Origin of the sequence: Anaeromassilibacillus sp. 1001302B_160321_C8, assembly GCF_015554745.1 — a bacterium.
Taxonomy (GTDB): domain Bacteria; phylum Bacillota; class Clostridia; order Oscillospirales; family Acutalibacteraceae; genus Anaeromassilibacillus; species Anaeromassilibacillus stercoravium.
Genome location: NZ_JADNJD010000008.1, coordinates 113,802 through 124,707 on the forward strand (window position 1 = coordinate 113,802; position 10,906 = coordinate 124,707).

The window sequence follows — 10,906 nt, forward strand, 5'->3', positions numbered from 1 at the left end:
TTAGATAACCTTTAAATGGCCCCTAAGCCCCTTATACAAGGCTTGGGGGCCAGCTGAATGAAGCAGACCAATGACTATGCGGCGATTCCCTCTAAAATAGAACATCCAGATATGGAAAAAAGGCGGTATTCCGATCCCGTGCGAAGGGCACATAACCGGAATATCGCCTTTTCTTTTGAAGTTGATAGGAGAGAGGGCTGCTTTAAAAAGATCCTTGCTGTTTGTTGCTGGCACGCACGATTCCTTCCAGCGTGGCCAATCCATCGGATACCATGAGACCATTTCGTGGGATGGGCTCTTTTACATTGGCCCATCCATGTTCGTCCAGTTGTATACCGGCAATTTCCGGTTTATGATGGAATTACAAACGTAAAAACCGGCTTGCCTTAATCAAATCCGGACCTGTCCCCGGTTCTTCGTACCGCCGAAGAAGCAGGGAATGGCAAGAGATGTTCTGGCCTTGTTTGAACCGTTTATCTGGCTAAGGACAGCGCAGCGTTCGCCGTTTGCCAACAGTTGCAATTGATCGTTTAATCCCGAAGATCCGCGTTCCAATCGAAGATAATCCCTGTTTTGGGGTCCATTTCAAATTCATATTTCATATTGTTGTAGGACAGTTCACCCTCGTACCGGCCGCGGCCATCGCCATGTTCTTCCCAAATTTGAATCATATCTGGAGAGGCACCGGGAACTTTTGCTTGGATAATAGCACGGGCTTCCTCTAATGTTACGGCCTTTCCGCCAAGTGCGTCCAGCCATTGTTCATCAACCTCATAATCGGCCCCCACGATCTGACCACCGGAAATTGACACTTCGAAGTCGTAATCTCCATAATCAGTTTCAAATTCAATATCATAAATAGGGATGTCATGATCTCCGTCCCGCTCTATCTTTACATGATAAGCATCTTCCTCTGGAACACCAGCGTTGGCAAGGGCAATGGATAAGGCTTCTTCTTTGTCAATTGCTGAGGAGAAGATCTCTTCCTGCGAACCGCTGTTTCCTTCAAGTAGCACAGAACCGGCTGCTTCACTCTCAATAGAAGCATCATCTAGGGTAGATGGGATGTCCGATAAATTCACAGAGACAGGATTCCTTCCTGTATTTTGGAAGAATGTAGCCCCTTTTAGATGACAACCTGTAAAAGTGGTGGAAACGAAAAGAAAGGCTAGCGCTGTAACCCATATATGTTTTTGCTTGTTCATGAAATTCTCCCCTTACTCGTTCAATTGACCAGTAAAAGCAAAATAACCGGATGTACAAGTTTATGAGGCCACGCAACAGGCTGGAACAACTATTTATTCGCAGATCGCGCCATAGCACTCCGGCCGGCGGTCGCGGAACATCCCCCAGGAAAGCCGCGCCTCCCGGATCGCGGCAAAATCGTACTGTGCGCACAGCACGGCGTCGCCTTCGCGCCCGGCCTGCTGCAAAATGGCGCCGGTCTCGTCGGTCAAAAAACTGCTGCCATAAAATTGCAGTGCAGAAGTCTGCCCGCCGTTTTCGGGGCAAGGGGTGACACGTTCGAGCCCATAGCGGTTGGCCGCTACCACGGGCACGACATTTGCCGCCGAATGGCCCTGCATGGCGCGCTGCCAATGGCCGGCGCTATCCACTTCCAAGATCGGTTCGCTGCCGATGGCGGTAGGGTATAAAAGCAAATCCGCACCTAGCAATGCCATGCAGCGCGCCGCTTCCGGGAACCACTGATCCCAGCAGATACCGACGCCGATTTTGCCATAGCGGGTGTCCCATACACGGAAGCCAGTATTGCCAGGCGTAAAGTAAAATTTCTCCTGATAATAGTGGTCGTCGGGAATGTGGGTCTTACGGTAAACGCCCAGGACGCGTCCATCGGCATCGATCATGGCGATGGAGTTAAACAGCCGCGTACCGTCGGCCTCATAAAAGCTGACGGGCAGCACAACGCCCAATTCTGCCGCCACAGTGCGCAGACGCTGCACAGCGGGATTTTCGCTGACAGGCGCGGCATAGCTGTAATATTCGTAACGGCGCTCTTGGCAGAAGTACGGGCGCTCAAACAGCTCCGGCAGGAGGATAATCTGCGCACCTTTGGTAGCCGCCTGGCGCACCAATGATTCCGCATGGGCCAAATTTTCGGTGGGGTCTTCGACACAGCGCATCTGCACGGCGCTGACAGTAGTAATGGGCATGGGTTCCTCCTTTTTGTTTACGGACGATTCAATGATAAATGTGGTAGTATCTACAATCTACGCGAAGGATGCTGCGCGCCACAAGCGGACCTTTTGCGGCACAAAACGACATGGTTTTCGCCAAAACAGACGGCCTTACCGCGCAACCTTGGAAAATATATAGGGCTATATAAAACTGGTTCTTTTACGAATAGAAATTTATAAGGCGGACATTCAGCCGTGGCTGTCCGTGGCCGGGATCTGCTGCGTAATACAGTGGATATTGCCCCCGCCCAACAGGATTGCACGCGCGTCGATGCCGATGACGCGCCGGGAGGGGAAGGCTTCGCGCAGGATCGCCAGTGCATGGGCGTCGCTGGCAGCATTTTCTCCGCCAAACTGTGGCACTAGCACCGCGCTGTTGGCAATGTAAAAGTTTGCGTAGCTCCCGGCCAGACGGTCGCCGGGCTCGCGCATGTCCTCGCCGGGGGCAAAATCGTAGGCGGCGCAGTCGGCCTCGGTGCACAGGATTGGATGGTCGGGGATGGGCAGCAGACGCACCTTCAATTTGCGCCCCGCTGCATCAGTCACACCATTCAAATAGTCCAGGCATGCCTTTGACATTGGATACTGCGGGTCAGCTTCGTCGCCGGTCCAAGCTAACACGACCTCGCCCGGCGCTGTGAATGCACAGACGTTATCGACATGCTCGTTTGTCTCGTCCAGGTAAATGCCGCGCGGCAACCACAGAATCTTGCGGATGCCAAGATAGGCAGCCAACTTCTGCTCGATCTGCTCACGGGTCAGGCTGGGGTTGCGTCCAGCACTCAGAAGGCAGGCTTCAGTCGTCAGAAGGGTACCTTCGCCGTCCACGTGGATGGAGCCCCCTTCCAACACAAAATCGCCTGCATCGTAGCAGTCGACGCCCAGCGCCTCGCATAGCGCGGCGGCTACAGCGTCGTCCTTATCCCAATTGGCATACAGGCCGTCGACCGTTCCGCCCCAGGCATTGAACCGCCAGCTGATCCCGCGCAGCGTCCTGCCGTCGGTTACAAACGTCGGCCCTACGTCGCGCGCCCAAGCGTCGTCGCTCTCAATTTCGTGTACGGTTATGCGGGGGAGGTCCGCCACAGCTGCGCGGGCGGCGGCCGCATCTTCGGCGCCGGCAAGCAGATGGACATCCTCTTCCTTGGCAATCTCGCGGATCACGTCCAGAAAAGCGCGCTGTGCGACCGATGGGTCGCGTCCCCAACTGCCGGGGCGAACAGGCCAGATCAACACGGTGGCGCTGTGAGGGGCAAATTCGGCAGGCATAGTAAAACCGTCTGCGGTGGGCAGGGTGCGTAACAGTGCCATGTCAGGAAAGCCTCCCTTTGAAATCTTCATAGCCGAACCGCCGTACCATTTCGCAGCTGCCGTCTCTACGGCGCAGGGCGATGTCCGGCAGCGGCATGCCGTTAAAGGTGTTGTTTTTGACCATGGAATAGATGGCCATGTCGCCAAATACCAACCGGTCGCCGATTTTTGGCATCTCATCAAAGCTGTAGTCGCCGATCACATCTCCGGCCAGGCAAGTGCGCGCCCCCAGACGGCAGGTAACGGCTTTTTCGCCAGGCTCCCCAGCACCGTACAGCGGCGGACGGTAGGGCATTTCCAGCACATCCGGCATATGACAGGCCGCCGATGCATCCAGAATCAAAATTGGCATCCCGTTCTCTACAACATCCATCACCGTGGTAATCAGTGTGCCGGCGTTCAGCGCAATGGCCTCGCCGGGTTCAAGGTACACCTCGACGCCGTAGGTTTCACGGATGCGCCGGATCAGCGCCTCCAATGCGGCAAGGTCGTAGCCTTCCCGGGTGATGTGGTGCCCGCCGCCCAGATTCAACCAGCGCAGCCCGTGCAGAAATTGCCCGAACTTTTTCTCGAACGCTTCAAACGTCTCCACGAGCGGCGCAGCATCCTGTTCGCACAACGTGTGAAAATGTAGGCCCTCGACGCCCTCCGGCAGGGCATCACCCAGTGCGGCGTGGGGAATCCCAAGCCGCGAACACGGCGCACAGGGGTCATAGATGGCGTGGCCTTCCTGCGTCGAATGCTCGGGATTGACCCGCAGCCCAACACTAACCCCCGCCGCCTGCCAGACGGGGCGGTGGTGCTCCAGCTGGCGCAGCGAGTTAAAGCTGATATGATCGCAGATTTTGCACAGCTCGGCCATCTCTGCGTCGGTATAGGCGGGGCAGAAGACGTGGTTTTCGCCGCCAAGCTCTTCGTGTGCCAAGCGCGCTTCGTATAGGCCGCTGGCCGTTGCGCCCGAGAGATAGTGGGCAATGAGCGGGTAGACCCGAAACATCGAAAACGCCTTCTGCGCCAGCAGGATATGGCAGCCGGTGCGCTGCTGGACACCCTGCAAAATTTCCAGGTTGCGGATCAGCGCGGCCTCGTCAATTAGATAGACCGGGGTGCGCAGTTCTTCCATCGAGCAGTTTGCCATGGCGCTCACTCGACGGTAGCGGGGGCCTCATCGACCACCCACGGCAGTCCATACTGATTCAGCAGGTCCATGAACGGGTCGGGGTCCATCTCTTCCAGATTGAAGACGCCCGGCTTCTTCCACGCGCCGTTCACCACCAGCGCCGCACCGATCATGGCCGGTACGCCGGTGGTATAGCTGATGGCCTGACTGCCAACTTCTTGATAGCACTCCTGATGGTCGCAAACGTTGTAGATATAAATGGTCTTTTCCTTGCCGTCCTTGATGCCGGTAAAGATACAGCCGATGTTGGTCTTTCCCTTGGTGCGCGGGCCGAGGGTGGCCGGGTCGGGCAGAAGGGCTTTCAAAAACTGAATGGGCACAATCTCGCATCCCTCAAACATGACGGGGCTGGTCGACAGCATACCGACATTCTCCAGACATTTCATATGGGTCAGGTAGCTCTGGCCGAAGGTCATAAAGAAGCGGATGCGCTTGACGCCGGGGATGTTTTTTGCCAGCGACTCGATCTCCTCGTGGTGCAACAGGTACATGTCCTTTTCGCCAACCTGCGGGAAATCGTAGGTGCGGTGGATTTCCATGGGCTTGGTTTCCACCCAGTGGCCATCTTCCCAATAGCTGCCGTTTGCTGAAACCTCGCGCAGGTTGATTTCGGGGTTGAAATTGGTGGCAAAGGCATAGCCGTGGTCGCCGCCGTTGCAGTCGAGGATATCGATGGTATGGATCTCGTCAAAATAATGCTTGAGGGCATAGGCCGAGAAGACGCTGGTGACGCCGGGATCAAAGCCGGAGCCAAGAATGGCGGTCAGGCCAGCCTCGCGGAATTTCTCGCGGTAGGCCCATTGCCAGCTATAATCGAAGTAGGCAGTGAAGCCCTCCTCCTTGCAGCGCTTCTCATAAACAGCGCGCCAGGCGGGGTCGTCGGTGTTTTCCGGCTCGTAGTTGGCGGTGTCGATATAGTCGACGCCGCAGGCCAGGCAAGCGTCCATAATGGTCAAATCCTGATAGGGCAGCGCGACGTTCAGTACCGCGTCAGGTTTGTACCCATTGATCAGGGCTTTGAGTTCTTCGACGTTGTCGGCGTCCACCTGTGCGGTGGTGATTTTAGTGGTGGTCTTTCCGGCCAACTTTTCCTTCAGTGCGTCGCACTTCGAGACCGTGCGGCTAGCAATGCACAGCTCCGTGAAAGTCCCGCTGTTTTGGCAACATTTCTGGATGGCGACCGAGGCGACGCCCCCGCAGCCGATAACCAACAGTTTGCTCATGAGATACACACTCCTTTTATCATTAGCAGAGATTGGATAACGAATTCAGATGAAAAAGATATTTCCAGGACAGTATGGGGGAGGAAAACTGCCGTTCAACGATCTGGCCTACCCGTTCTCTTCTTCCTCCAAAAGTTCTTCGACATAACGTGGCAACATAAAAGCCCCACGGTGCAGATGGGTTGAGTAATACCACGTTTTGATGTGGCGGGCATTCCAGCGAGCTGCGTTAAAATCCTTCAGTGGATGATATTTTTTCGACGCAAAGCCGAATAGCCAGTACCCCGCCGGGCAGGTGGGAATATGCGCCTGGTATACACGGCTGATAGGGAAGCTGCGGTAAGCACGCTTGTGCATAGCGCGGCAAGTTTCCTCGTCCTCGTCGTAGAAGGGGCTGCCGTGCTGATAGACCATGATGCCATCCTCGTGCAGCGCTTTAAAGCAGCTGCCGTAAAACTCTTTTGTGAAAAGCCCGGCCGCGTGGCCTAAGGGATCGGTACAGTCATTGATGATCAGATCATAATCGTCCGATTTGGTTCGCAGGAATTTCAGCCCGTCCTCGTAGAAGATACGCACACGGGAGTCGCGCAGGCCGCAGGCATTATCCGGAAAATATTTACAACAGACGTCCACGAACAGCTTATCCGGCTCGACGACGTCGATTACTTCGATCTCGTCATACTGCGAAAGTTCGCGCGCGACGCCGCCGTCACCGCCGCCCAAAACCAGGACGCGGCACACATTGGGGTGGACAGCCATCGGGACATGTACAATCATTTCATCATAGGTGAATTCATCTTTTTCGGAGAAGATGACGCTGCCGTCCGACGTCAAAAAGCGACCAAACTCCGGTGAATCAAACACGTCGATGTGCTGGAATTCGCTCTCACCGTGGAATACCTGTTGCTCGACGCGGATGCTCAACTTGACGTTGTCGGTGTGCAATTCACCGAACCAGAGGTCCATATTCTGCATACGATCACTCCTTCAATACATACAGATGGGAGATATCCGAACTAGCCGGCCCCTGCATCGAACAGCCTTTTTCCTTTGCAAATTCGATGTAGTCGATGATCTCCTGGGTGATGACCTCGCCAGGAGCCAAGATGGGGATGCCCGGCGGGTAACACATCACAAATTCGCTGCAAATGCGCCCGGCTGTCTCGTCGATGGGTAGGCATTCCTTTTCCGCATAAAATGCCCGCTGTGGCGTGGCTGCCACCGTGGGGGAGATATACTCTGAGGTGAAAATATTTGTCTCCGGCTTTGCGTAAAGCCGCTTGATATCAGCCAGCGCACCGACCAGACGCTCGATGTCCTGAATGCGGTCGCCAATCGATATGTAGGCCAACATGTTGGACAGGTCGCCGAATTCGACCTGAATGTCGTATTCATCGCGCAGCAAATCGTATACCTCAATGCCGGTCAATCCGATGCCGCGGGTGTAAACGGCCAATTTGGTTACATCAAAATCGAAGATGCTGCCGCCATTAATTAATTCCGAGCCATAGGCATAGTATCCACCGATTTCATTGATCTCGCGCCGGGCGTACTCGGCCATGTCGACCACGCGGGAAAAGCTCTCGGCACCGCGCAGCGCGAGGTTGCGGCGGGAAATGTCGAGGCTTGCCATCAACAGATATGAGGCGCTTGTCGTTTGGGTCAAGTTGATAACGCTGCTGACATATCCAGCATCGACATTTGGTCCAAGGAGCAAAAGCGAACTCTGCGTCAGGCTCCCGCCGGATTTATGCATGGAGATGGCGGCCATATCAGCGCCCACGCGCATGGCGGGGCGGGGTAACCCGGGGCCAAAATACAGATGGGTACCGTGCGCTTCATCAACCAGTGCCAGCATGTTGTGTTCGTGGGCCAGATCGACCAGCGTTTTTAGGTCGGAGCAGATGCCGTAATAAGTGGGATTGTTGATAAAAACGGCCACCGCATCGGGATTTGCCTCCATTGCTGCGCGCACGTCCTCGACTTCCATGCCCAGAGGGATGCCCAACCGTTTGTCGACTTTGGGATCAATATACACAGGGGTTGCCCCACACAGCACCAGTGCATTAATGGCGCTTTTGTGGACGTTGCGCGGCAGGATGATCTTGTCGCCGGGCTTGCAAGCAGCCAGCACCATCCCCTGCACAGAGGAAGTCGTACCGCCCACCATCAAGAAAGCATGTGCCGCATCAAAGGCGTCGGCGGCCAGTTCTTCGGCTTTGCGGATGACGGACACCGGGTGGCATAGGTTGTCTAGCGGTTTCATCGAGTTGACATCGATACTGACACACTTCTCGCCCAGCAGTTGTACAAGTTCGGGATTGCCGCGGCCGCGCTTGTGGCCTGGCACGTCAAATGGCACTACACGTTGACGCCGGAAGCGCTCAAGCGCAGTATAGATCGGCGCCTGCTTTTGGCGTTCCTTGTCCAATGTTCATTCCTCCTGTATCTATCCTTACAGTATCCCGCAAAATGGCAAAAGAAAAAGCAGACAGTGCCCGCCACACGCGACAAGCACTGCCTGCGAAACGATCTATAGGACAGAACAAGCCCCCTTACCATTGCGCGTAAGGCGCACAGGGGGATTTTAGTATCCGGCTGCCTGATCCGTACACTTCAGAGTTTCCGGCGCGCACTAAAGAGGCGCGGCCTTAGCAAATATACTTTACCTACTCTTATTGACGTTTCACAAGTGGTGTGCGATCGCACGGGAAAGAAAGGACCAACTTATAAAATTTGAACCCTGAAAGGTCCATCAATAATTGCGGTGCATTACACCGCACGCGGCAACGGCCAGCCCTGTCCGATGAGCTTTAGGCGGGATTCCCGCCCGGCCAAATATATTTGCATGAGAAGTGCCGTGGCAACATCTATGCATAGCACTTTTATTGTAACATAGATTTGGGCAATGTCAACCGTTTTCGGCGTGATGCGCCATAAGAAACCGGAATGCTACACGAAACCAGCATGCTTGGCGGCTTCTTATGCGCTATGTGGTAAATGAGAATCATAAAACACAACTTTAGGATCTGCTTTTAAGAATTTATATTGGGAGATCACCGCACAAAATGCAAGAAAAAATCCGACTTAGAACACTCTACCCGCTCCCGATAAAGGATGGAATGCCTTTAAAAGAAGGATTAGACATCCCTAGAAAGATGTAGTATTCTATAGTAGGAGCAGCGCATATGGGCAACGCTTGCAAAACCGGCGGCCGGTTGGAATTCCGGCCGCCGCCGTTGTTAGACTGGAAAGGCCCATGGAAGTAGATCCTACCAGTTGTTTCCGCGAGTTTATTTGTGCGTAAATATTTGGTGGGATCAGTTCAAGTGTTTTTATGCGCACTGGGAAGCCTTTTCCCGTGTGGGAAAAAATTGTGCGAAGGCCTTGGGCCCCCATAAATCTGGATTCAAACATGTGCGCTCCTCATTATACCGGTAAAGGTAAAAGGATTCTAACAGAAGGGATCACGGAACGTTTTCCTAACCAAAAGTTGGCAGAGACGGTCCAGGAATTATAAAATATGAAACAGAAAAAATGGCCTTTTTTTGTAGTAGGCATACTTTTGCTGGTTGGGATTGTAGGGAGCATTTTCGTGCTCCAACAACCGGATACCCAAATCGTGGAAATCGTTCAAGATGGGGAAGTGCTCTATCAGTTTGATTTGGAACAGGCCAGCGATCAAACCATCGAGGTGCAATATGAAGGCCGGGTTAATACCATAGAGATCAAAGACCATCGAATCCATATGTTGGCGGCAGAATGCCCCGACCAGACATGTGTGCATATGGGATGGTTGGATTCGTCCGTGCCAATTGTTTGCCTGCCGCACCACCTGGTGATTCAGTTTGCAGAGAATGGGAATGCATTGGATGGAATGGTTGGCTAATGGGGGTGACAGGTTTGAAAGTAAGAAAGTTGACGGAATTGGCGATGCTTACAGCAGTAGCGCTGATTTTTTTTGTTGTGGAACTCCAAATACCAAACCCTTTTCCAATTCCCGGTGTGAAACTGGGGTTGGCAAATATCATCACTGTCTATGCGGTTTACCATTATCGCGTAAGAGAAGTGTTCCTTTTGGTAGTAGCCCGCATTTTATTGGGCTCTTTTTTTGGTGGAGGGATGATGACCCTTATGTACAGTATGGCAGGAGGTTTATTTTGCCTTGTTGGGATGCTGTTGTTAAAGAGGTTCCTTTCAGAAAAGTATATTTGGATTTGTAGCGTGTTGGGCGCTATATTTCACAATATTGGTCAGATGACTGTGGCCTGTATGGTCGCAGGGTGGGGGATATTGTTCTATCTGCCGTTTTTGCTGATTTCTGGATGCTTGGCCGGGGGATTTACAGGGGTGTGCGCACAATTGATTTTACGCAGAACATCTTTAGAAAAGCAAACCCGTCATTTAGATTGATTAGAGATCAAAACAGGAACAATAGGATGTATTTTGGTAGTGTCTAAAGAACATGACCTTAAAAAGTGGAGCGGGGAAAAACTCCAGAGGCTCTTAAGAAGAGTACCAACGGTTTGAAGACAAAATATGGGGGTGTCAAACAAACGGAGTGCAGATCTTAGGATGGCTTAGGGGAGGGGAACCATTTAGGAAAGCATTGGTAAAATCAATCCCTGCAACAACGTTGAGAATCCCTCATCGAATGGGCAATTCTTTCTTCAGGTCTTTTGCCCGAAACGGCCTTAAAACATTATGCATGACAAAAAAGCCAAACCTGGGATGCTTCCTGCATCCCAGGTTTGGCTTGGTGCCGCTAACCGGACTTGAACCGGTACGGAATCACTTCCGAAGGATTTTAAGTCCTTTGTGTCTGCCAATTCCACCATAGCGGCAAATAACGGTAATTATTATAGCACAACACTCGCCCAAAAGCAACGGTTTTGTGCCGGCGAGCACGGGCGACAATGTAGGTGTTACAATGATGAGTGACAAAGTAGAGATAAAAAAAGGTAGCAAATAGGAAAGACCTGTAGTAAGGTTAA

The 10,906-nt window shown here is 53.1% G+C and carries 10 protein-coding genes and 1 tRNA gene; 3 read left to right on the plus strand and 8 right to left on the minus strand.

The annotated features are described in order from the left end of the window. Window positions 1-57: 57 nt before the first annotated feature. Window positions 58-276, plus strand: coding sequence for a hypothetical protein (locus I2E77_RS07500; protein ID WP_195450946.1), 219 nt, complete (start codon window positions 58-60; stop codon window positions 274-276). Between the two features lie 254 nt (window positions 277-530). Here the strand turns inward: I2E77_RS07500 and I2E77_RS07505 are convergent, their stop codons facing one another. The 7 genes from I2E77_RS07505 to I2E77_RS07535 all read right to left on the minus strand — a co-directional run bounded on the left by I2E77_RS07505 (window position 531) and on the right by I2E77_RS07535 (window position 8,343). Then, window positions 531-1,205, minus strand: a complete 675-nt coding sequence (locus tag I2E77_RS07505; protein ID WP_191362351.1) for a PepSY domain-containing protein — start codon at window positions 1,203-1,205, stop codon at window positions 531-533. A 93-nt stretch (window positions 1,206-1,298) separates the two neighbouring features. Beyond that, on the minus strand, window positions 1,299-2,174 hold the full coding sequence (gene aguB / locus I2E77_RS07510; RefSeq protein ID WP_191405273.1) for an N-carbamoylputrescine amidase: 876 nt from the start codon (window positions 2,172-2,174) through the stop codon (window positions 1,299-1,301). A 213-nt stretch (window positions 2,175-2,387) separates the two neighbouring features. After that, window positions 2,388-3,509 (minus strand): agmatine deiminase, encoded by a 1,122-nt coding sequence (gene aguA / locus I2E77_RS07515; RefSeq protein WP_195450947.1) that lies wholly within the window; start codon window positions 3,507-3,509, stop codon window positions 2,388-2,390. 1 nt (window position 3,510) lies between these two features. Next, window positions 3,511-4,647, minus strand: a complete 1,137-nt coding sequence (nspC, locus tag I2E77_RS07520; protein ID WP_195450948.1) for a carboxynorspermidine decarboxylase — start codon at window positions 4,645-4,647, stop codon at window positions 3,511-3,513. A gap of 5 nt (window positions 4,648-4,652) precedes the next feature. Next, the gene (locus tag I2E77_RS07525; protein ID WP_191362347.1) at window positions 4,653-5,912 is read right to left on the minus strand and encodes a saccharopine dehydrogenase family protein; all 1,260 of its coding nucleotides are present in this window, start codon (window positions 5,910-5,912) and stop codon (window positions 4,653-4,655) included. Between the two features lie 108 nt (window positions 5,913-6,020). Next, window positions 6,021-6,878, minus strand: a complete 858-nt coding sequence (speE, locus tag I2E77_RS07530; RefSeq protein ID WP_087229551.1) for a polyamine aminopropyltransferase — start codon at window positions 6,876-6,878, stop codon at window positions 6,021-6,023. A 13-nt stretch (window positions 6,879-6,891) separates the two neighbouring features. After that, window positions 6,892-8,343, minus strand: a complete 1,452-nt coding sequence (locus tag I2E77_RS07535) for an aminotransferase class I/II-fold pyridoxal phosphate-dependent enzyme (RefSeq protein WP_087228816.1) — start codon at window positions 8,341-8,343, stop codon at window positions 6,892-6,894. Between the two features lie 1,092 nt (window positions 8,344-9,435). Here I2E77_RS07535 and I2E77_RS07540 point away from each other — a divergent pair. After that, the gene (locus I2E77_RS07540) at window positions 9,436-9,801 is read left to right on the plus strand and encodes a NusG domain II-containing protein (protein ID WP_087228813.1); all 366 of its coding nucleotides are present in this window, start codon (window positions 9,436-9,438) and stop codon (window positions 9,799-9,801) included. Window positions 9,802-9,815: 14 nt separating this feature from the next. Next, complete coding sequence (locus tag I2E77_RS07545) at window positions 9,816-10,325, plus strand: Gx transporter family protein (protein ID WP_195450949.1); 510 nt, start codon at window positions 9,816-9,818, stop codon at window positions 10,323-10,325. Window positions 10,326-10,669: 344 nt separating this feature from the next. Here the strand turns inward: I2E77_RS07545 and I2E77_RS07550 are convergent. Continuing rightward, window positions 10,670-10,756 (minus strand) — tRNA-Leu (locus tag I2E77_RS07550). Window positions 10,757-10,906: the final 150 nt, after the last annotated feature.

What these genes read in the sequence shown, in the direction of transcription:
- I2E77_RS07500 (WP_195450946.1), top strand. Translation starts at nt 58, where the DNA reads ATGAAGCAGACCAATGACTATGCGGCGATTCCCTCTAAAATAGAACAT.
- I2E77_RS07505 (WP_191362351.1), bottom strand. Translation starts at nt 1,205, where the DNA reads ATGAACAAGCAAAAACATATATGGGTTACAGCGCTAGCCTTTCTTTTC.
- aguB (WP_191405273.1), bottom strand. Translation starts at nt 2,174, where the DNA reads ATGCCCATTACTACTGTCAGCGCCGTGCAGATGCGCTGTGTCGAAGAC.
- aguA (WP_195450947.1), bottom strand. Translation starts at nt 3,509, where the DNA reads ATGGCACTGTTACGCACCCTGCCCACCGCAGACGGTTTTACTATGCCT.
- nspC (WP_195450948.1), bottom strand. Translation starts at nt 4,647, where the DNA reads ATGGCAAACTGCTCGATGGAAGAACTGCGCACCCCGGTCTATCTAATT.
- I2E77_RS07525 (WP_191362347.1), bottom strand. Translation starts at nt 5,912, where the DNA reads ATGAGCAAACTGTTGGTTATCGGCTGCGGGGGCGTCGCCTCGGTCGCC.
- speE (WP_087229551.1), bottom strand. Translation starts at nt 6,878, where the DNA reads ATGGACCTCTGGTTCGGTGAATTGCACACCGACAACGTCAAGTTGAGC.
- I2E77_RS07540 (WP_087228813.1), top strand. Translation starts at nt 9,436, where the DNA reads ATGAAACAGAAAAAATGGCCTTTTTTTGTAGTAGGCATACTTTTGCTG.